This window comes from Arthrobacter sp. zg-Y40 (assembly GCF_020731535.1).
In the GTDB taxonomy this organism is placed as follows: domain Bacteria; phylum Actinomycetota; class Actinomycetes; order Actinomycetales; family Micrococcaceae; genus Arthrobacter_B.
Genome location: NZ_JAJFZS010000008.1, coordinates 175,151 through 195,421, shown reverse-complemented (window position 1 = coordinate 195,421; position 20,271 = coordinate 175,151). Strand labels below are relative to the sequence as shown.

The 20,271-nt window shown below is 67.5% G+C and carries 18 protein-coding genes; 5 read left to right on the top strand and 13 right to left on the bottom strand.

What is annotated here, in order from left to right:
- Positions 1-32: 32 nt before the first annotated feature.
- From LJ754_RS08295 to LJ754_RS08260, 8 genes are all read right to left on the bottom strand, one after another.
- Positions 33-902, bottom strand: a complete 870-nt coding sequence (locus LJ754_RS08295; protein ID WP_227911488.1) for a shikimate dehydrogenase — start codon at positions 900-902, stop codon at positions 33-35.
- Positions 903-2,117, bottom strand: a complete 1,215-nt coding sequence (mltG, locus tag LJ754_RS08290; RefSeq protein WP_227926222.1) for an endolytic transglycosylase MltG — start codon at positions 2,115-2,117, stop codon at positions 903-905. It lies immediately after the preceding gene.
- Positions 2,114-2,695, bottom strand: coding sequence for a Holliday junction resolvase RuvX (gene ruvX, locus LJ754_RS08285; protein ID WP_227911490.1), 582 nt, complete (start codon positions 2,693-2,695; stop codon positions 2,114-2,116). The genes mltG and ruvX overlap by 4 nt, the downstream gene beginning before the upstream one ends.
- A gap of 1 nt (position 2,696) precedes the next feature.
- A complete protein-coding gene (gene alaS, locus LJ754_RS08280) occupies positions 2,697-5,390 on the bottom strand; it encodes an alanine--tRNA ligase (protein WP_227926221.1) in 2,694 nt (897 codons plus the stop codon).
- Between the two features lie 90 nt (positions 5,391-5,480).
- Positions 5,481-5,735: a hypothetical protein gene (locus LJ754_RS08275; RefSeq protein ID WP_231706207.1), complete on the bottom strand. Its 255-nt coding sequence runs from the start codon at positions 5,733-5,735 to the stop codon at positions 5,481-5,483.
- Between the two features lie 40 nt (positions 5,736-5,775).
- A complete protein-coding gene (locus tag LJ754_RS08270) occupies positions 5,776-6,177 on the bottom strand; it encodes a DUF948 domain-containing protein (protein ID WP_227911492.1) in 402 nt (133 codons plus the stop codon).
- 192 nt (positions 6,178-6,369) lie between these two features.
- The gene (rpsD, locus tag LJ754_RS08265) at positions 6,370-6,996 is read right to left on the bottom strand and encodes a 30S ribosomal protein S4 (RefSeq protein ID WP_227911493.1); all 627 of its coding nucleotides are present in this window, start codon (positions 6,994-6,996) and stop codon (positions 6,370-6,372) included.
- Between the two features lie 262 nt (positions 6,997-7,258).
- The gene (locus LJ754_RS08260; protein ID WP_227926220.1) at positions 7,259-8,668 is read right to left on the bottom strand and encodes a replication-associated recombination protein A; all 1,410 of its coding nucleotides are present in this window, start codon (positions 8,666-8,668) and stop codon (positions 7,259-7,261) included.
- Positions 8,669-8,716: 48 nt separating this feature from the next.
- On the opposite strand from LJ754_RS08260, the gene LJ754_RS08255 reads away from it, so the two are divergent.
- Positions 8,717-9,349, top strand: a complete 633-nt coding sequence (locus LJ754_RS08255) for a Vms1/Ankzf1 family peptidyl-tRNA hydrolase (RefSeq protein ID WP_331461517.1) — start codon at positions 8,717-8,719, stop codon at positions 9,347-9,349.
- Here LJ754_RS08255 and LJ754_RS08250 read toward each other — a convergent pair.
- The 3 genes from LJ754_RS08250 to aspS all read right to left on the bottom strand — a co-directional run bounded on the left by LJ754_RS08250 (position 9,309) and on the right by aspS (position 13,157).
- Positions 9,309-10,382: a nitronate monooxygenase gene (locus LJ754_RS08250; RefSeq protein WP_331461516.1), complete on the bottom strand. Its 1,074-nt coding sequence runs from the start codon at positions 10,380-10,382 to the stop codon at positions 9,309-9,311. The genes LJ754_RS08255 and LJ754_RS08250 overlap by 41 nt on opposite strands.
- Positions 10,383-10,390: 8 nt before the next feature.
- On the bottom strand, positions 10,391-11,227 hold the full coding sequence (locus LJ754_RS08245) for a PhzF family phenazine biosynthesis protein (protein WP_227911497.1): 837 nt from the start codon (positions 11,225-11,227) through the stop codon (positions 10,391-10,393).
- A gap of 118 nt (positions 11,228-11,345) precedes the next feature.
- Positions 11,346-13,157 carry an aspartate--tRNA ligase gene (gene aspS, locus LJ754_RS08240; RefSeq protein WP_227911498.1) on the bottom strand — a complete coding sequence of 604 codons (1,812 nt, stop codon included), beginning with the start codon at positions 13,155-13,157 and terminating at the stop codon, positions 11,346-11,348.
- A gap of 124 nt (positions 13,158-13,281) precedes the next feature.
- Here aspS and LJ754_RS08235 point away from each other — a divergent pair, with 124 nt between their 5' ends.
- Positions 13,282-14,583, top strand: coding sequence for an APC family permease (locus tag LJ754_RS08235; protein WP_227926219.1), 1,302 nt, complete (start codon positions 13,282-13,284; stop codon positions 14,581-14,583).
- On the opposite strand, the gene LJ754_RS08230 is transcribed toward LJ754_RS08235, so the two are convergent.
- Positions 14,580-15,593, bottom strand: coding sequence for an adenosine deaminase (locus LJ754_RS08230; protein WP_227926218.1), 1,014 nt, complete (start codon positions 15,591-15,593; stop codon positions 14,580-14,582). The genes LJ754_RS08235 and LJ754_RS08230 overlap by 4 nt on opposite strands.
- Before the next feature lie 139 nt (positions 15,594-15,732).
- Positions 15,733-17,079: a histidine--tRNA ligase gene (gene hisS / locus LJ754_RS08225; RefSeq protein ID WP_227926217.1), complete on the bottom strand. Its 1,347-nt coding sequence runs from the start codon at positions 17,077-17,079 to the stop codon at positions 15,733-15,735.
- 202 nt (positions 17,080-17,281) lie between these two features.
- On the opposite strand from hisS, the gene LJ754_RS08220 reads away from it, so the two are divergent.
- From LJ754_RS08220 to LJ754_RS08210, 3 genes are all read left to right on the top strand, one after another.
- Positions 17,282-18,034, top strand: coding sequence for a peptidylprolyl isomerase (locus LJ754_RS08220; protein WP_227926216.1), 753 nt, complete (start codon positions 17,282-17,284; stop codon positions 18,032-18,034).
- 53 nt (positions 18,035-18,087) lie between these two features.
- On the top strand, positions 18,088-19,515 hold the full coding sequence (locus tag LJ754_RS08215; protein ID WP_227926215.1) for a DUF349 domain-containing protein: 1,428 nt from the start codon (positions 18,088-18,090) through the stop codon (positions 19,513-19,515).
- A gap of 129 nt (positions 19,516-19,644) precedes the next feature.
- The gene (locus LJ754_RS08210; RefSeq protein ID WP_227926214.1) at positions 19,645-20,259 is read left to right on the top strand and encodes a type IV toxin-antitoxin system AbiEi family antitoxin; all 615 of its coding nucleotides are present in this window, start codon (positions 19,645-19,647) and stop codon (positions 20,257-20,259) included.
- Positions 20,260-20,271: the final 12 nt, after the last annotated feature.

The following is a 20,271-nucleotide window of genomic DNA, read 5'->3' as shown; positions in this document are numbered from 1 at the left end:
GCTTTCAATACTGCCATGTCCGGCCGGGCCGTTCAGCGCCGCGGGATACCGACTGCGTCACACATGGCGTTTGTGACGCCGGGCTCGTCGAAGAAGGCATCTGTGGTGAACAGCTTCACCTGCTCCACCGCCTGGTACAGCAGCATCTCGATGCCGGCAGCCACCCGGCCGCCGTGTGCAGACCAGGCCTGCGCGAGCATGCTCGGCCAGGGATCGTAGGCAACATCCAGGAGGATGCTTCCCGGGACAATGCCGCGCAGTTCCTGTGCCAGTGCGTCGGCGCCGTGCGGGGGAAGCGTGGAGATGACGACGTCGGCTTCCGCGCAGGCGGCGGCCGCTTCGTCCCAGCCCCGGGCCGAGACACTCACGCCCATCCGCTCCCCTGCCTCGCGCACTCCGGCGTTGCCGGGCGACGGCTCGGGGAAGCGGCGGGCACAGACCTGCACGCGGGGGGAACCAAGTTCGGCCAGCGCCGCTACGGCAGCGCAGGCGGTGCCGCCGGCGCCCAGCACGACGGCGCGGGGATGCTCCGGCGCCCCGGCACGCCGGAGCGCGCCCAGGATGCCGTCGACGTCGGTGTTGTGTCCGGTGAGGACGGTGCCGTCCGCTCCGTGGGAGAAGGTCACGGTGTTCAGGACCCCAAGGGCCGCAACCCGGCGGTCCGTGCGGTCCATTGCGGGAACCAAGACGGCTTTCAGCGGCATGGTCACGGAAAGCCCGGTCCAGGCCGGCTGGCCCCGCAGGGAGGCCGCGAACGCCGCGGCCTCCTCTGCGGTCAGGTCAATCGCCTCGTAGCTGCAGGCGAAGCCCAGGAAGGCATAAGCCGCCCGGTGAAGCAGCGGCGACTTGGAGTGGCCGATCGGATGCCCCAGGACGGCTGCCCGCCGCAGGGTCGGATCCACCTATCCGCACCGCCCCGGCTTCTGCGTGCTGCACCAGTTCTGGTATTCCTCCACGTACTTGGCGTGTTCGGCCAGCGTGCTGGAGAACTTCGTCTCGCCGGTGTCCAGGTTGACCGTGACCCAGTAGTAGTACGGGACATCACTGGGGTGGGCGGCGGCCTCGATGGCCTCCGTGCTCGGCGAACCGATGGGCCCGACGGGCAGTCCCGGGTTGGCGTACGTGTTGTACGGGTTGGACTTGTCGGCTTTCTCGTCGGACGTAAGCTCGTAGCTCTTGCGGCCCAGCCCGTAGGTCACCGTGGCATCCGACTGGATGAGCCCGTTGGTTTCCTTGTTGTCGGCGTGCAGCCGGTTTTCGATGGAACCGGCAACGCTGCCGTAGTCGGCTTCACCCGCTTCGGCCTGGATAATGCTGGCCTTGGTCAGGACCCGGTACTGCTCGGCCGGATCGGTGATCCCCGCGTTTTTCAGTTCCGCGAACGTGTTGTCCACCATCTCCTTGATGATGTCCGTGGCTTCCATGCCCACGTCGAACCGGTACTCGCCCGGGAACAAGTAGCCCTCCAGGCTCACGGCCTGGGCGGGCAGGCCGAACTGCTGCGGAGCGTCAGCCAGCGCCTGGAACTCCGAAAGCGGAATCTGCGTGGAGGTGTTCAGCACTTCGAACACTTCGTTTTGGCGCAGCCCGCGCTGCACGGCAGCGTAGTGGATCGGGCTGTCGCCGTCGCCCAGCAGCGCATCCACCGCTGCGGAGGAAGACATCTGGTACTTCATCTCGTACGTGCCCGGCTGGATCTCCCGGCCGTCCGACTGCTCGGTGAAGGCATTGACGAACTGCTTGGAGGTGGCCACGATGTCTTCGGCTTCCAGCTTGCCGCCGATCAGCAGGGGCCCGTCCCCTTCCGCGACGGTGAACGCGACGGTGCCGTTGCCGGCCCCCTCGTAGTCCTTGATCTCATTCATGCCCAGCAGGTCCCGCAGGAACATGGTGAGGCCGAACACGACGGCGGCGAAAACGGCCAGCACGGTGACCATGATGATGGTGCGGCGGCGGCGTCGTCGCTGCTTCTCCCGGGACGGCCGCTGGCTCCTGCGGGTAGGCAGGTCGGTGGGCTCGTCAAAGAACTGCGTCATGGGAAGCTCATCTCCGTGGCCGTATCCGGGCTCATGGTCCGGTTCCGCCATGGCGGGGTACTCGGGATATCTGTGGCTCACGGCGTGATACCGCCTTCGCGCTCGATGTCCTGCGAAATTGTGGACTCCTCAGTCGGGGCCGGCTCTGCATCACGGTGGCGATGCGGCCGGCTCGGTGTAACCAGCTCCCCCACGTCCCGGTTCAGGGAACGTTGTGTGTCAATAGACTGCTGCAGAATTGCGACAGCAGCCGCTTGATCAACCACTGTACGGTGATTCCGGCTGTTCATTCCAGCTTCGTGCAGCGAGCGGTGCGCGGTGACCGTGGTCAGGCGTTCGTCCACCAGCCGCACTTCCAGTCCGGTGCCTGCCGCCAGCAACGCGTCGGCCAGCGTCTTCGCGTAGTCCCGTGCCATCTGGGTTGAGGCCGTTTCACCGCCCCGCATGCTGCGGGGAAGGCCGACAAAAACCTCTACCGCACCCCGTTCGGCAACCTCGTTCAGCACCACTTTGATGTCGCTGTTTTTCTTTGCGTCCCGCTTCAGCGTCCTGACCGGCATGGCCAGGACGCCGTCGGGGTCGCTGGCGGCCAGGCCCACCCGGACCAGGCCCACGTCGACCCCGAGCTTTACGCCCCGCGGAACAGCAGAATCAGCCAAGTTAGCCCCGTCCGGCCACGGCTCCGCGGATAGCCGTGAGGGCATCCGCGATCTTGCCGGCGTCGGAGCCGCCGCCCTGGGCGACGTCGTCCTTACCGCCGCCGCCACCACCGAGGACGCCGGCCGCAACCTTCACGAGTGCTCCGGCCTTGACCCCGGCGCTGCGGGCGCCTTCATTGGTGGCAACGATCACTACGGGACGGTTGTTGGAAACGCCGGCCACGGCCACGGCAGCGGGTTCGCTGCCCAGCCGGGAGCGCAGGTCCAGCGCAAGGGTGCGCAGATCATCGGCGCCGCCGACTTCGCCGGCGTTGTGGGCCAGCAGGCGGACGCCGTCGACGTCCACTGCGGTGCCCACCAGCGCCGCTGCGGAGGCGGCCAGCTGCTCGCGGCGCAGCTTCTCCAGTTCCTTTTCCGTCGCCTTCAGCTTGGCCAGGGTGGCGGCCAGGCGGTCCGGCAGCTGCACGGAGGGGACCTTCAGCATTTCGGACAGTTCGTTGACCAGCGCGCGCTCGGCGGCCAGGTGGCGGAAAGCGTCCATGCCGACAAACGCTTCCACCCGGCGGTTGCCCGAGCCCACGGACTGCTCGCCCAGCAGGGTGAGGCTGCCGATCCGGGAGGTGGAGGCCACGTGCGTGCCGCCGCAGAGTTCGCGGGACCAGTCGCCGTTCATTTCCACCACGCGCACCGTGTCGCCGTAGGCTTCGCCGAACAGCGCGGTGGCGCCCAGTGCCTTGGCGTCGGCCAGGGACATGATTTTGGTCTCGACCTGGTAGTTGCTGCGGATCGCGAGGTTGGACACCTCTTCGATCTCGGACTTGGCAGCGTCGGAAAGTCCCTCGCCCCAGGAGAAGTCGAAGCGCAGGTAGCCGGCCTTGTTGAAGGAACCGCGCTGCAGGGCTTCCGGGCCGAGGATCTGGTGCAGGGCGGCGTGCACAATGTGCGTGCCGGAGTGCGCCTGCTCGGCTTCGTGGCGGCGCTGGGCGTCGACTGCGGCCAGCACGTTGGCGCCGGCGGCAATTTCGCCTTCACGGACGATCGCCTTGTGCACGCTCAGGCCCTTGACCGGACGCTGGACGTCCGACACTTCCAGGACGAAGCCGTCACCGGTGATCAGGCCGGTATCGGCCGCCTGGCCGCCTGCCTCGGCGTAGAACGGGGTCTCATCCAGGACCAGGGAGATTTCCGAGCCCTGCGGGGCGAAGTCCACCCGGGAGCCGCCGGAAATGATGCCGCGTACCTTGGATTCGGTGCTCAGCTCGTCATAGCCGGTGAAGACCGTGTTGCCTGCGGCGAGGAGCTCGTTGAAGACCGAGAGGTCCGCGTGGCCGTGCTTCTTGCCGCGGGCGTCCGCCTGGGCACGCTTGCGCTGTTCGGACATCAGCGAACGGAAGCCTGCTTCGTCCACCTTCAGGCCCGCTTCCTCAGCCATTTCCAGAGTGAGGTCGATGGGGAAACCGTAGGTGTCATGCAGCGCGAAGGCTTCCTCGCCGGACAGCGGGGTGCCGGCGGCCTTGGAGACCTTGACGGCTTCTTCCAGTCGCTCGGTGCCGGAGGCAATGGTGCGCAGGAACGCCTTTTCCTCGGCGTAGGCAATTCGGCTGATGCGGGCGAAATCGGCCTCAACCTCGGGGTAGGTGCCCTTCATGGCGTCCCGGGATACCGGCAGCAGTTCCGGCAGCACGGCCGTTTCGACGCCGAGCAGGCGCATGGCGCGCACGGCCCGGCGGATCAGGCGGCGCAGCACGTAGCCGCGGCCTTCGTTGGAGGGGCTCACGCCGTCGGAGATCAGCATCAGGGCCGAACGGATGTGGTCGGCCACCACCCGCATGCGCACGTCATCGGTGTGGTGCGGGTCGGAGGCGTCCTCCGCGCTGGTGTAGGCCTTGCCCGAGAGCTCGGCGGCCTTGTCCAGGACGGGGCGGACCTGGTCCGTCTCGTACATGTTCTCCACGCCCTGCAGGATCATGGCGAGGCGCTCGAGGCCGAGGCCGGTGTCGATGTTCTTCTGCGGCAGTTCGCCGGCAACGTCGAAGTCGGTCTTGGAGCGCACGGCGGAGAGCTGGTACTGCATGAACACCAGGTTCCAGATCTCGATGTAGCGGGTCTCGTCGACGGCGGGGCCGCCTTCCTGCCCGTGCGCCGGTCCGCGGTCGTAATAGATTTCGGAGCAGGGGCCGCCGGGACCGGCCTGGCCGGTGTTCCAGTAGTTGTCCGCCTTGCCGGTACCGACGATCCGCTCATTGGGGATGCCGATCTTGTCGCGCCAGATGGCACGGGCCTCGTCGTCGCGCTCGTCGCCGTCTTCATAGACCGTGACCCAAAGGCGTTCGGGATCCAGGCCGAAGCCGCCCTTCTCGACGTCGGAAGTCAGCAGCTCCCACGCGTAGGTGATGGCTTCTTCCTTGAAGTAGTCACCGAAGGAGAAGTTGCCGGCCATCTGGAAGAAAGTGCCGTGCCGGGCGGTCTTGCCCACTTCCTCAATGTCCGCGGTGCGGATGCACTTCTGCACGCTGGTGGCCCGGCTGTACGGGGCCTTCTCGCGTGCGGTCAGGTAAGGGATAAACGGCACCATGCCGGCCACTGTGAACAGCAGCGAGGGATCGTTGGAGACGAGTGACGCCGAGGGCACCACCGTATGGCCCTTATCGCTGAAGTAATCCAGCCAGCGGCGAGCAATCTCGTGGGACTTCATGGTGCTTCTTTACCCTTCCGGTAATTCGGTTTCAGCATGCAGGATCAGGTGCATGCGGTGGTGCTGTGCCTCGGTGCCTTGGCGGCAGCCTTAGCGGCGGGCCGACCTCATGGCCTCGGCGGCGTTATCCGTGTTGTCCAGTCCCAGTGCTGCGCGCAGGTCGCCCTCGCGCTGGCTCATGCCCTCGCGCAGGGCCTCGGCAAAGCTCTGGACCGCTCCTGCCGCGGAGTCGACAGCGCGGTTGATGCCGGCCTGCTTGAGGCTGGCCTTGGCTTCGTTGGCCCGGCGGACGGCGATGACGCCGATCGCGACACCGATTGACATCCAAAATACGCGCTTAATCATGACTGGCTCCTGTGCTTTGGGGTTGGTTACGGCTGCGGTACTAGCGGCTGCGCCGGCCGCGGCGGGTTCCCTGCACCGCTTCGCCGGCCTGTCCGCTGCGGCGGGATGCCAGGGCGGAGCGGACGCCGTAGGTGAAGGCCGAGACCTTGATCAGCGGTGAACCGACGGTGGCTGCGACCAGCGAAGACAGGGCGGACAGGTTCGCTGATGCGTCGGAGACGTTCGAGGAAATTCCGTCCACCTTCTGCAGCTGCAGGTTGGTGGTGGACACAGTGGTGGTCACCTCGTCAATCAACGGCGTGGTCTCGTCGCTGAGGGTCCGGATGGCCGAACGCATCTCGTCGAAAACCTTCCCCAGTTTCCAGACGGGAACGGCCAGCAGTGCAACCAGCACCGCAAACACACCGGCCGCTATCAGACCGGCAATATCTCCACCCGACATGGGACTCCTTTAGCGCAGAAAATCATAGTGGCTGGCACAACCGTCGCCGGTTCTGCCATATGTACCTTACCTACTGCAGCGCTGCGGCACTTACTTTTGCCGCCTGCGCCACGAAAGCGGGGGTGCCCGGATAACGGAACAGCCCGCGGCACGGGGCCGCGGGCTGGACTGTAAACGGGGTAATCCCGTTATTTAGCGTGCGTAGTATTCCACCACGAGCTGCTCTTCGCAGGTCACGGGGATTTCGGAACGCTTGGGGCGACGCACGAGGCGTGCCTGCAGCTTGTCCAGGGAAACATCAAGGTAACCCGGGACGGCGGGCAGGACGTCGCGGTGGGCGCCGGCTGCGGCAACCTGGAACGGCGTCATGGTCTCGCTGCGCTGGTGCACGTGGATGAGCTGGCCTTCGGAAACGCGGAAGGACGGGCGATCCACGCGGGCACCGTCAACCAGGATGTGGCGGTGCACAACCAGCTGGCGGGCCTGGGCGATCGTGCGGGCGAAGCCGGCACGCAGCACGAGTGCGTCGAGACGCATTTCGAGCAGTTCGATCAGGTTTTCACCGGTCAGGCCGGCGGTGCGGCGGGCTTCTTCGAAGACACGGGTCATCTGTGCTTCGCGGATGCCGTACTGAGCACGCAGACGCTGCTTTTCGCGCAGACGTACGGCGTAGTCGCTGTCCTGCTTGCGACGGGCGCGGCCGTGCTCACCCGGGGGGTAAGGCCGACGCTCGAAGTATTTAGCTGCCTTGGGGGTCAAAGCAATGCCGAGGGCGCGCGATGCGCGTGCCTGCCGGCGTGCACGTGTGTTGTTAGCCACGTTCACCTTTCACTGTTTGGCGGTTTGGCCACGGCAGAAATAAATCCCTGCTGTGACTGCTGCGAAATATGCTGGCCTCCATGAGGGAGAGCTCCGGCCAACCGCTGCCGTCTGCTACAGACCCGGGCTCCGGACACACCACTGCCGTCCATACTTTTCAATACGGGGAAGCGGAAACCGGTACCTGGGCTTGCCAGTCAACCATCAATGCTAACACGGCAGCGCGTGCGCCCGCGCACACTTGCGCATTGGGCAGTCCGGATCAGGACTTCTCGCCGCGGATGATTCCGCGCAGCCGGTCCAGCCGTGCCGAGATGTCCCGTTCCACTCCGTTCCCGGTGGGCTCGTAGTAGTTCCGCCCCACCAGGTCGTCCGGAGCATACTGCTGGCGGGCCACGCCGTGCGGTGAATCGTGGGAGTAGATGTAGCCCTTGCCGTGGCCCAGCTGCTTGGCACCGGGATAGTGGGCGTCGCGCAGGTGAGCCGGCACGCCCTGCCCGCGTCCGGCCCGGACATCGGCAATGGCGGAGTTGATGCCGTTGTACGCGGCGTTGGACTTGGGCGCGGTGGCAATGTGGACCACTGCCTCGGCCAGGATGATCCGGCCTTCAGGCATTCCGATCAGCTGCACGGCCTGCGCGGCGGCGACGGCGGTCTGCAGCGCCGTCGGATCGGCCATGCCCACGTCCTCGGAGGCGGAAATAATCAGGCGGCGGGAAATGAACCGCGGGTCCTCCCCCGACTCCAGCATGCGGGCCAGATAGTGCAGGGCCGCATCGACGTCGGATCCGCGCAGCGACTTGATGAAGGCACTGGTGATGTCGTAGTGCTGGTCCCCCGCGCGGTCATACCGCAGCGCCGCTACGTCCAGGGCTTCCTCGGCGTGCTTCAGCGTCACTTCCGGGACCTCGTCGCCGTCGGCCTTCTCGGAGTACGCGACGCCGGCTGCGGCCTCCAGCGCGGTCAGTCCGCGCCGGGCGTCACCGGCAGCGAGCCGGACCAGGTGCTCCAGTGCCTCTTCGCTCAGGGTTACCCGCCCGGCCAGCCCGCGCTCATCCTCCACCGCCCGCTGGAGCAGGGCTGCAATGTCGGCTTCGGTCAGCGGCTTCAGGGTCAGGAGCAGGGACCGGGAAAGCAGCGGGGACACCACGGAGAAGGAGGGGTTCTCCGTGGTGGCTGCCATCAGGACCACCCAGCGGTTTTCGACCCCGGGCAGCAGCGCGTCCTGCTGGGCCTTGTTAAAGCGGTGGATCTCATCCAGGAAGAGGATGGTGGTGACGCCGTGCAGGTCACGATCCGTCAGCGCCTGCTCCATGACGCGGCGGACGTCCTTGACCCCGGCGGTGATGGCCGAGAGCTCCACGAACTTACGTCCGGCGCCGCGGGCCACCACGTGCGCCAGCGTGGTTTTGCCGGTTCCGGGAGGACCCCAGAGCATCACCGAGGACGGTCCGGCTGGGTTGTGCTCGTCAGCGGACTGCGCCAGGGTACGCAGCGGCGAGCCGGGACCGAGCAGGTGCTGCTGGCCCACCACCTCGTCCACGGTCCGCGGCCGCATCCGTACGGCCAGCGGGCTGCGCGGCCTTACCCGTGCGGCGGAGCCGTCGGCGTAGTCATCGTCGTCGTCGTCGCCGCCCGCACTGAACAAATCATTCCCCGACAAAGCATTCACGCTTCAAGGCTACTCGTGCCGTAACCTGAGCTGGTCCACCCCTTCGGCTTGAAAGCAGGCTCCGCCATGCCCGGCCCGCGCACCACCTTTGTTTCCGCCGAGCGCCTGCCGGGTTGGGTGGAAAGGTTCGAGGCGGCGCAGGGCACGCTCGCGGTACAGCCCGGCGATGACGGGCTGCTGCTGCGTGCCGGGTCCGGGGCGCAGGCGGAACTGCTCGCGCCGTGGCCGGCGGACGGCCGTCCCGGGCGGGGCGCGGACGACGTCGAACGCCTCGCCTCCCTCGCCGGGCAGGCCCGGACCGTGGGCCTGGTGCTGGTCCGGCGCGGCGGGTACGCCGTCGGGGCAGCGCGCGAAGGCCGGCTGTTGGCCTCGAAGACCGGTTCCCCCAACAGCCGCCGCGCCAATGCAGCCGATGCCCTTACGGCCCTGGCCGCGGAGCAGGCGGCGGCAGTATTCGCGGCGGCGGCTCCGGAGTACCTGGTTTTGGGCGGCGACCGGATGCTCGCCGAACAGGTGGCCGCACGGCGGGAGTTTTCGCGCTGGTCCGCCCTGCCCCGGCTTCGCCCGCTGGATGTGCCTGACCCGAAGGCTGCCGTGCTGGCGCAGGCGGCCCGGGACGCGTCCTCCGTGCTGGTGCGGATTATCCTGCCCCAGCCGGGCGCGGCGGCCAACCTGCGCTGATCCGTTCCACCGTCTCAGCAGCAGGTTGGGGCACAGCCGAACGCCAGCCGGTTCCCGCCCAGAGACTCATCCCGTGCGGATCCCCTGCTGCTGCCGCCTTGGCGCGGAGTGTTTTCGTCACCTGGTTGACCAGCGGATAGGCGGCCGGCGCGTCCGGATGTTCGGCCATGAACCTGTTGGCCAGTCCCCGGGCGGTCCGGCCGGAGAAGGCACGGGTCAGTGCTGTGGCGCAAAACTGCGGATCCTGCAGGGCGGCCCGGTGCACGGGACTGGTTCCGGCTTCCGGGCTCAGGAGCAGCGCGGTACCGATCTGCACGGCGTCGGCCCCCGCCCCGCGCAGGGCCTGCGCATCCGCAGCGACGCCGATTCCACCAGCGGCAATAAGTTCGACGCCGGGGCCCGCGGCGGCGCGCACGGCACGCACGAGTTCGGCCAGCGGCTGCGCCGGCGACTCCCCCGCCGCATTGAAGGTCCCCCGGTGCCCGCCCGCCTCCGGGCCCTGCAGGCACAGCATCCGGGCACCGGCGGAAACAGCCAGTGCGGCTTCTTCAACCGTGGTGACGGTAACGGCCACGGCGCTGCCGGCCTCCGTCAGTGCTGCCATAACGTCTTGGCCGGGCAGGCCGAAAGTGAACGACACCACCGGCACCTGCAGCCGGTGGACCAGTTCGAGCTTGGCGTCCCACCCGTCATCGTCCTCCGGATCCGGCAGCGGCAGCAGGTCCGGTGGATACTGCGGATACTCCCTGGCCAGCTGCTCCCGGTAGGCCAGGGCGGCAGCGACCCGGCCGGAGGTGCCCGTGCCTCCGGTATTGGCCTGGTCCGGCACAAAAAGGTTCACGCCGAACGGACGTGGGGTCAGCTGCCTCACCCGGGCGATTTCCGCGGCCACAGCCCCGGCGTCCTTGTAGCCGGCCGCCAGGAATCCCAGCCCGCCGGCGTTGCTGACGGCGGCAGCCAGCGCGGGCGTGGACGGCCCGCCCGCCATCGGGGCGCCGACGACGGCGCGGGGCAGGGATGCCAGCGTAAACACGGCGATGGCTACAGCTTTACCGTGCCGTCAATGCAGGTGGCAGTTTCCCCGCCCACCCAGATCCTGCGGTCCCGGGTAAAGATCCGCACCAGTCCCGACCGTTCCAGCACCGTGCCCTGAGTGACTGTGTAGCGTTCCGGCGCAAGGCCCGAGCCGATCAGCCACTGGGCCAAGCCTGCGTTGAGGCTCCCGGTGACGGGATCTTCCAAGACGCCGTGGCCGGGGGCGAAGGCGCGGACTTCGTAGTCCGTGTCGCCGCCGTCGGGCTGCGGACCGATCACGCCCACTGCCAGGGACCCAAGCGCCGCAGGATCCGGCGTCAGGGACAGGACGGTTTCCGCATCCTTCAGGAGCAGCCCCAGCCAGCCGGGGCCGTTGTCTATCCAGTTCGAGGCGGATACCTGCTCCCGGGTGATGCCGAGAGCGTCCACCGTCTGCTGCAGCACGGCGTCCTCCAGCTCGCCCGAGCGGATCAGCGGCGGAGCGCCGAAGGCGGCCATTCCCGCCGAGGCGTGCAGCGTCACCAGGCCTACTCCGCATTCCTGAATGACGACGCCGGGATAGTGCGGAATGTTGCCGGCTTCGAGCCAGGCGTGGCACGTGCCCAGCGTGGGGTGGCCTGCGAAGGGGATCTCTCCCCCGGGCGTGAAGATGCGGACCCGGTAGTCGGCGCCGTCCTGTGTGGGCGGCAGCACGAACGTAGTCTCGGAGAGGTTCGTCCACCGGGCGAAGGAAGCCATCGCGGTGTCGGACAGGCCGTCCGCGTCCAGCACCACCGCCACGGGGTTGCCCAGATAGGGCTTGGTGCCGAAGACGTCCACTTGCTTGAACCAGCGATCTCTCATGCCCAAACACTATCGGGTGCCGGTGCCGGAGTGTCCAGCGGGGCTGGATATGTCTGCAGGGTTAAAGCACGGTACCCGGCCGCGTGCTGCGGCCGGGTACCGTCAGTGCGGTGCGAAGTTAGGCGTCCTTCACGGGTGCTTCCTTGTCCTTCTTGGCCTCGGGGTCCTTCTTGGCCTCGGGCTTGAAGTCGACGCCGGCCTCCTTGCGCTGCTGCGGGGTGATCGGCGCCGGGGCCGCGGTCAGCGGATCGTAGCCGCCGCCGGACTTCGGGAAGGCGATCACGTCGCGGATGGAGTCGGTGCCGGCCAGCAGGGCCACCACGCGGTCCCAGCCGAAGGCGATGCCGCCGTGCGGCGGGGCACCGTACTTGAAGCCCTCCAGCAGGAAGCCGAACTTCTCCTGTGCCTCTTCCTGGCTCAGGCCCATCACCTTGAAGACGCGTTCCTGCACGTCGCGCTGGTGGATACGGATGGAACCGCCGCCGATTTCGTTGCCGTTGCACACAATGTCGTAGGCGTAAGCCAGGGCCGACTCGGGATCGGTGTCGAAGGTGTCCATGAACTCAGGCTTGGGCGAGGTGAAGGCGTGGTGCACGGCCGTCCAGGCGCCGCCGCCCACTGCAACGTCGCCGGCGGCGACAGCTGCGGAGGCCGGCTCGAACATGGGGGCGTCCACAACCCAGACGAAGGCCCAGTCCTTCGGGTCGATCAGGCCGGTGCGGTGGCCGATCTCCACGCGGGCCGCGCCGAGCAGGGCACGGGCCTCGCTCTTTTCGCCGGCACCGAAGAAGATGCAGTCGCCGGGCTTGGCGCCGACCTTGTCGGCGAGGTTCTCCCGCTCGAAGTCGGTCAGGTTCTTGGCCACGGGTCCGGTCAGGGTGCCGTCTTCCTGGATCAGGACGTAGGCGAGGCCCTTCGCGCCGCGCTGCTTGGCCCATTCCTGCCAGGCATCAAGGGTGCGGCGGGCCTGGGAGGCGCCGCCCGGCATCACCACGGCGCCGACGTACGGGGCCTGGAAGACGCGGAAGGTGGTGTCCTTGAAGAATTCGGTGAGTTCGGTGAGCTCCAGGCCGAAACGCAGGTCCGGCTTGTCGGAGCCGTAGCGGGCCATGGCGTCCGCGTAGGTCATGCGCGGGATGGGGGTGGTGATCTCGACGCCGATCAGCTTCCACAGCGACTTCACGATCTGCTCGCCGAGGGCAATGATGTCGTCTTCCTCAACGAAGCTGGCCTCGATGTCCAGCTGCGTGAACTCCGGCTGCCGGTCCGCGCGGAAGTCCTCATCACGGTAGCAGCGGGCAATCTGGTAGTACTTCTCGAACCCGCCCACCTGCAGCAGCTGCTTGAACAGCTGCGGGGACTGCGGCAGCGCGTACCAGGAGCCCGGGGCAAGGCGTGCCGGGACCACGAAGTCGCGGGCGCCTTCGGGGGTGGAACGGGTCAGCGTGGGAGTTTCAATTTCCACGAAGCCTTCGTCGTGCAGCAGCTCGCGGGCCACACGGTTCGCTTCGGAGCGCAGGCGCATGGCCGCAGCCGGTGCCGGACGGCGCAGGTCCAGGTAGCGGTGACGCAGGCGGGCTTCCTCGCCTACCTCCACGTGCTCGTCAATCTGGAACGGCAGCGGGTCCGAGGTGTTCAGGATGACGGTCTTGTCCGCAATGACCTCGATCTCGCCGGTGGCCAGCGCCGGGTTCTCGTTGCCTTCGGGCCGCTTCTGGACGGTGCCGGTGATCTGCAGGACGTACTCATTGCGCAGGCCGTGGAAGACATCCTCTTCACGCACCACTACCTGCGCCACGCCTGAGGCGTCGCGGAGGTCGAGGAAGGCAACGCCGCCGTGGTCGCGCCGTCGGGCGACCCAGCCTGCGAGAGTAACGGTCTGTCCAATATGCTCGGCCCTCAGGGAACCAAGGGCATGAGTGCGCAGCACAGCTGTCCTTTCGAGAAACTTGCGGAAACCACTGTTTCCGCTCATTGTGAATACACGGTCTTCTTGAGAGTTTACCGGTGAACCGACCCCCACCCTGCCAAGTCCCTACCGATTGGAAGGTCATTTGTCCGGCATTACCCAGCCGCGCGTTCCCCTTGGCGGCTTTGATGCCACTACTGCCGGCATTGGATCCATTGTTGGTGCGGGTGCATTCGTAGCCTTCGCCCCGGCGGCCGCAGCAGCGGGCCCCGCCCTCGCGGCGGCCCTTGGCATATCCGCGGTTGTGGCCATCCTGTGCGCCCTGTCCACCTTCCAGCTCAGCCGCGCGGTAACCCGCCGGCTTCCGGAGGACCAGGGCGGGGACGCGACGGCCCGTACCGCCGCCCGGATCCTCCTGGGTCCCTACAGCGGCTTCCTGTCCGGCTGGACGCTGGTGTGGGGGCTGCTGCTGTCCTCCGCCGTGCTGGCCGCGGCGTTCGGGGCCTACGTGTTTCCGGACCATCCCGAAGCAGGAGCGGTGGGCGCGGTTGCGGTAATGGCGGCGGTCAACCTGCTGGGCGTGAACCGGGGGCCGTGGGCTACCCGGTTCATCCTGGCGTTTGTCTTCAGCATCCTGGCCTTCACGGTGGTGGTGCTCTACAACGAGGCACCAAACCAGCCGGTGCGGGTGGGCGCGGATATCGAGCCGACGGCGTCAGGCGTGCTGCAGGGGGCCGGCCTGCTGTTCTTTCTTTTCTCCGGCTATACCCGGCTGGCCACCATGGGTGCCGGTGTGCGCAATCCCTCACGCAATCTGCCCATAGCGGTTCCGGCAGCCATTGCCGTGTCGTTTGTCCTGTACCTGCTGATGGGGCAGTCGATGCTGGCGTACTACGGTGCCGCGGCACTGTCTGCGGAGCCCGCTCCCCTGCTGGATCCGATGCAGAGCGTCGGTGCGAACGTGGGGACGGGAGCCGTGGTCCTGGCCGTGTCCGCCGCAGCCCTGGGCGGTCTGTGGTCCCTGCTGGACTCGGCCGGCCGCACGGCTGCGGCCATGGCTGCGGACCGGGACCTGCCCTCCGTGTTCTCCCGCACCTGGCCCGGCCGGGCCGGCTCCGGACGTACCCCGTGGGTGGCCGTGGCCGCAGCAGGCGGAATCGTGATCCTGCTCGTCCTGTTTGCCGACCTGGATGCGCTGATCGGCATGGCATCCTTCGCGCTGCTCTTCTACGCTGCGATCAGCACGGTGTGTGCGTTCTCGTTGAAGGACCGCACACGGTACGCCCCCCGGGCACTGAACCTGGCCGGAACGGTAGGAGCCCTGCTGCTGGCCCTGGCACTGCCGCCGCTGTACATCAGCCTGACCCTCATGATCCTGGTGGCGGGCCTGGTGGTGCGGCTCAGCTTCCGCCGGCCCCGGTCCACCAAGCCGCACCCGACACTTTAACCGGCGGCCTCCCAGCGGCGTACTTCCAGCAGAAGCTCCGCCCGGCGCTGGGGAGAAGCGAAGGACGCCTCGATGGAATTGGCGGCCAGCAGGGTCATCTGGGCCCTGCTCAGCCCGAAGGCTTCCTGCACGGTGCGGAAATTATCGTCTGCGTAGCCGCCGAAGTAGGCGGGGTCATCAGAGTTCACGGAGATGTTCAGTCCGTGCTCGAGCATTTGCGGCAACGGGTGGGCCGCGAGGCTGTCGACGGCGTTCAACCGGACATTGGACAGCGGGCAGACGGTCAGCGGGATCTTTTCATGCACCAGGCGTTCCACCAGCACCGGGTCGTCCAGGCACCGGATGCCGTGGTCGATCCGGTCCACCAGCAACAGGTCCAGCGCCTGCTCAATGTAATGCGAGGGGCCCTCTTCTCCGGCATGGGCCACCGTCCGAAGACCGGCTTCCCGGGCACGGCGGTACAGGTCGATGAAAGCCTCCGGCGGGTTCCCCACCTCCGCGGAGTCCAGGCCGATACCGATGATGGGCGCATCCATGGCGAGGAGCTCCTCGAGGACCGCCAGCGCCTCGGCGGCGGGACGGTCGCGAAGGAACGCGGCGATCAGGACGGCGGAGATGCCGAACTCCTCCTCGCTGCCGGCCAGCGCAGCGCATACGCCCCCCACAGAGGTTTCCAGCGGAACACCGCGGACCAGGTGCGCCTGCGGATCCATCATCATCTCCACGTGACGCACCCCCGCGGCGGCCGCCCGGCGCAGATACGCCCGGGTCATGTCCGTGAAGTCGGCCTCGGTGCGCAGCACGTCCATGTTGGCGTAGTAGAGGTCCAGGAAGGACTGCAGGTCCGTGAACCGGTAACGTGCACGCAACTCGTCCAGGGAGGCGTACGGCAGCTCAATGCCGTTGCGGCCGGCCAGTTCAAAAATCAGTTCCGGTTCGAGCGTGCCCTCAATGTGCAGGTGAAGTTCCGCGCAGGGCGGCGTGGGGGAAAGTGCGGAGCTAATAGGCATCCGTTAAGCCTAGGCTCCACCGGAAGCGTCAGCTAAACCCGTCCGGACGAAACATCCCGGGTCCTGGCCAAGCTCGGGGTGTCTTCCCGGGTGCAGGCGGCCGTCGCCTACCGCGAACGGCCGCCTGCCCTTCCGGCTGTTATCCCTGAGCCGGGGCAACCGTAACGACGAGGTCCTCGGCCGGCGGCGTCCAGAGTTCCGGATCGGCCGGCACCTGCTCGCCCGAACGGATGTCCTTGATCTCGTGGCTGCCGTCCTCGGCGGTGAACCAGACAAACGGGATGCCGCGGCGGTCCGCATACTTGATCTGCTTGCCGAACTTCTCCGCCTTGGGTGCCACCTCCACGGAGATTCCGCGGCTGCGCAGCTGCGATGCCGTGTCCTGGGCAGCGGACCAGGAATCGTCGGTGGCCAGGGTCATCAGCACGGCGGTGGGCACGCTGCGGGAGGCCTGCGCGAACTCCTGGCTGAGGATGCGCATCACCAGGCGGGTAACGCCAATGGAGAGCCCGACGCCGGGGAAGGTCCGGCTGCCCTTGCTGGCCAATGCGTCGTACCGGCCGCCGGAGCAGATGGAGCCCAGCGCTTCGTGGCCCACCAGCACCGTTTCGTAAACGGTGCCGGTGTAGTAGTCCAGTCCGCGGGCAATGCTCAGGTCCGCCAGGACCCGGCCGGGTGCCCGCCGGGAAGCTTCGCTGATGACCTCTGCCAGCTCGCCCAAGCCTTCCTCCAGCAGGTCATTGGTGACGCCCAGGGCGCGGACCTGCTCCACAAAGGAGGTGTCCCCGGACCGGATGGAGGCCAGCTTCAGGGCAGCAGCGGCCTGCTCGGCAGTGGCCCCGAGTTCTTCCTGCAGCAGTTCAGCAACCCGCGCGGCGCCGATCTTCTCCAGCTTGTCGATGCTGCGCAGCACCCCGGCCGTATCCTCCAGCCCGATGCCCCGGTAGAAGCCTTCGGCCAGCTTGCGGTTGTTGACCCGGATCTGGAAATCGGGGATCGGCAGGGCGCCCAGGGCTTCGGCAATCACCAACGCCAGCTCGACGTCGTACCGGAAGGGCAGCGCTCCGTCGCCCACCACGTCGATGTCCGCCTGGGTGAACTCCCGGGCACGGCCTTCCTGCGGGCGTTCTCCGCGCCAGACCTTCTGGATCTGGTAGCGCCGGAACGGGAAGGAAAGGTGGCCGGCGTTTTCCACTACGTAGCGGGCAAACGGCACGGTCAGGTCAAAGTGGAGGGCCAGTGAGTTGGGATCCTCTTTGCCGGCGGTCTCCCCCTCTTCGGCCTGCAGCCGGCTCAGTGCGTAGACTTCCTTGTCGATTTCGCCCTTGCGCAGCAGCTGCCCCACGGTTTCCACCGCACGGGTCTCAATGTTGGAGAAGCCGTGCAGCTCGAAGGTGCGGCGCAGCACGTCCAGGACATGGAGTTCAACCAGGCGCTCCTGCGGTAGCCATTCAGGGAAACCGGACAGTGAGGCCTTGCGTGCCATGGGGGCAAACTCCTTCGGTGGGTGGAAAGAAGACACCGGCGCCCCTTGAGGAAGCAGGAATGCGGGTGCTGACGTGCATAAACTATGTGCGGCACTCATTTTAGCTTTTCCTGGACACCGCCGCGTTCCGCACCCGCGGGCCGGCCGCGTCCGGTAACCCGCGGGCCCGCCCAGGGCCAATACAGCAGCAGAGGAGGCAGCGGTGGCAGCAAACAGCACCAGCCGCGAGAACAGGCGCCGCGTGGCCCGCATGGAGGCCCGGCGTGCCTTTGCCGCCGCCCGTGCCCGCCGACGGAAGCGGGACAACCTATTTGCCGGAGCAGCTGCACTGGTGGTGCTGGCCCTGGCCGTTGCCCTGCAGATCGCCTGGTTCAGCTCCAACCCCACTGCGGATGAGCTGGCCCTGCTCAAGGAGCAGGCGGGCGTGGGCCTGGAGGTCCCGGATCCGTCCCTGGCGGCGGGCAAGACGTTCACCGGCACCCTTTCCCTGGGGCAGGGCGAGGTAGGCGTGGAACTGGACGGCAATGCGGCCCCGCAGGCCGCCTCGGTCTTCAAGACCCTGGCCGACAACGGATGGTTGAACGGCAAGAGCTGCCACCGCCTGACCACCCTGCCCGAGATGGGCGTACTGCAGTGCGGCTCCCCGAACGGCGACGGCGCAGCGGACCAGGACTTCCTGTGGGGTCCGGTGGAGAACACGCCCGCCGACGGTTTCTACCCCGCCGGGAGCATTGCGGTGGCCCGCGGAGACAGCGTAACCAGCAACGGCACACAGTTCTTCATCGTTTACAAGGATTCGACCATTACCCAGGCCAGCGGCGGTTACACGATAATGGGTAAGGTAACGTCAGGTCTTGACGTACTGGAGTCCATTGCTTCCCGCGGAGTTGCCTCCGGGGCAAGCGATGGCACTCCGAATGACCCGGTGACGATTAACTCGTTCACCCTGAACTAAGTGGCGGCGCGGGCTTCGCACACTGCCATCCATCGAGTGAAAGACTTTTAGCGGTGACAGACAGTCAGAAATCCGACGAAACAGCAGGCCAGGACACCCCGGACACGTCCCGTCCGGCCGCTCCCAGCCCCGCGGCCCTTGCATCGCGCCGGCCCTCCCCCGCAGCCGTAGGCCCCCGTGCCGCCGCGGCTGCCCCGGTTGTTGCCGTGCCCGCAGCCCACTCCACTCCGCTGGAGGAAGCGGCCCGCTTTGCCCGGGTGGAGGAGGACGGCCACGTCTTCCTGATTGTCGACGGTGAGGAAACCGCCGTCGGGCAGTTCCCGGACGCGTCCAAGGAAGAGGCGCTGGCGTACTTCGTGCGCAAGTACGACGACGTCGCCAGCCAGCTGCTGCTCCTGGAACAGCGGGTGCAGGTCAAGGCCCCGGCCGCCGACATCCACAAGACCCTCAAGCACCTTGCCGAGCAGGTTGCCGAGCGCAAGATGGTGGGCGACGTCAAGGCACTGGACGCCCGCATCGAGTCGCTGGAAGCTGCACTGAAGGACGCCGAGGCTGCCGAGCGCGCCGAAGCCGAAGCAGCCAAGGCCCGTGAGCTGGCCGCCCGCGGGGCCATTGTTGCTGAAGCCGAAGAGATTGCCGCCAAGGACCCGGCCAGCATCCAGTGGAAAACCAGCAGCAACCGGATGAATGAGCTCTTCGACGCGTGGAAGAGCGCCCAGAAGAACGGCCCCCGGCTGGGCCGCAGCACCGAGGACTCGCTGTGGAAGCGGTTCCGGTCCGCCCGGACGGTTTTTGACCGCCACCGCCGCGCCTACTTCTCCCAGCTGGATAATGAGAATTCCTCCGCGAAGGCCGCCAAGGAAGCCCTGATTGCCCGCGCCGAAGAGCTGTCCACGTCCACTGACTGGGGCAACACGGCCGCCGAATACCGGCAGCTGATGGACGAGTGGAAGGCTTCCAAGCGGGCCAGCCGCAAGGATGACGACGCCTTGTGGGCCCGCTTCCGCGCAGCCCAGGACAAGTTCTTCGCCGCACGCCAGGCAGCCAACGAGGTCATTGACGAGGAATTCGCCGCCAACCTGGTGGTCAAGGAAGAGCTCCTCAAGGAAGCCCAGGCCCTTTTGCCCGTGACCAACCTCACCGCTGCCCGGAAGGCGCTGCAGTCCATCCGGGAACGTTGGGAAGAGGCCGGCAAGGTTCCGCGTGCGGACATGGGCCGGATGGAAGCCGGCATCCGCAAGGTCGAGGAAGCCGTCAAGGCGGCCGAAGACGAGCACTGGCAGCGCAGCAATCCGGAAACGAAGGCCCGCACGACTTCGGCCCTGTCCCAGCTCGAAGCGACCATCGCGTCCCTCGAGCAGGACCTGGCCGACGCCGAGAAGGCAGGAAACGCCAAGAAGATCGCCGATGCCCGGGAAGCCCTGGAGGCACGCCAGCAGTGGCTGGCCATGCTGCAGAAGTCCGCACAGGACTTCGCCTAGGCACACGGTTCGCCTAGGCACAATACGCCCGCGCGGGCCTTCCCGCGCAGCTAAAGCCCCGCCGGCACGTTATCCACAACGTGCCGGCGGGGCTTTTGCGTTGCCCCGGCAGCAGCCACGCTGGTGTCCATGCCTGCGCCTGCGCCCTTGTTTCCCTATCCGGGAGCCCTCCCCCGGATCACTTCCACCGGCGGAGCCCTGTTCACCGCCGGGGACGCCTTCCGGCACGAAGAGCTGCAGGCCATGGCGATGGACGGGTTGCTCAGGCACGTCTACGCGGGGACCTTCGTGCGCTGGGACGTCCAACCGGACCCGGTGGTCCGCGCCTTGGCTGCATCCCGGGAACTGCCCGCGGGCCTGCGGCAGCGGGTGTCGCTGGGCTGGCTCACTGCGGCCTGGATCTACGGCTGCGCACCGCGCCCGCTGCGGCTGGACATCCTGGCTGACAGGCGACGGCGGACCGGAGCGTTGCCGCCGTTCAGCACGGCGGTCCTCCACGAAGTGCTCCTGGGGCCGGCCGACCGGGTGGACGTGGGAACGGTGTCGGTGACCTCGCCGCTGCGGACCGCCGTCGACGTCGCACTCCATGTCCAGGGACAGGAGGCCGTGCCCGCGCTGCAGCGGCTCGCCGCGCATCCCGGCCTGGGCTGCCGGCTCGATCTGGTGCGCCGCGCCATGGAAGCCGGGTCACGCGTCCCGGGCAAGGCGGCCGCCCTGGAAAAGCTGGCGGCCGCCTCGGCCTAGTGCGTGCCCGGG

Excerpts from the sequence above, each read along its gene's own strand:
- alaS (WP_227926221.1), bottom strand. The coding sequence starts at position 5,390 with ATGAAGTCCCACGAGATTGCTCGCCGCTGGCTGGATTACTTCAGCGAT.
- LJ754_RS08275 (WP_231706207.1), bottom strand. The coding sequence starts at position 5,735 with ATGATTAAGCGCGTATTTTGGATGTCAATCGGTGTCGCGATCGGCGTC.
- LJ754_RS08270 (WP_227911492.1), bottom strand. The coding sequence starts at position 6,177 with ATGTCGGGTGGAGATATTGCCGGTCTGATAGCGGCCGGTGTGTTTGCG.
- LJ754_RS08245 (WP_227911497.1), bottom strand. The coding sequence starts at position 11,227 with ATGAGAGATCGCTGGTTCAAGCAAGTGGACGTCTTCGGCACCAAGCCC.
- LJ754_RS08230 (WP_227926218.1), bottom strand. The coding sequence starts at position 15,593 with ATGCCTATTAGCTCCGCACTTTCCCCCACGCCGCCCTGCGCGGAACTT.
- hisS (WP_227926217.1), bottom strand. The coding sequence starts at position 17,079 with ATGGCACGCAAGGCCTCACTGTCCGGTTTCCCTGAATGGCTACCGCAG.
- LJ754_RS08210 (WP_227926214.1), top strand. The coding sequence starts at position 19,645 with ATGCCTGCGCCTGCGCCCTTGTTTCCCTATCCGGGAGCCCTCCCCCGG.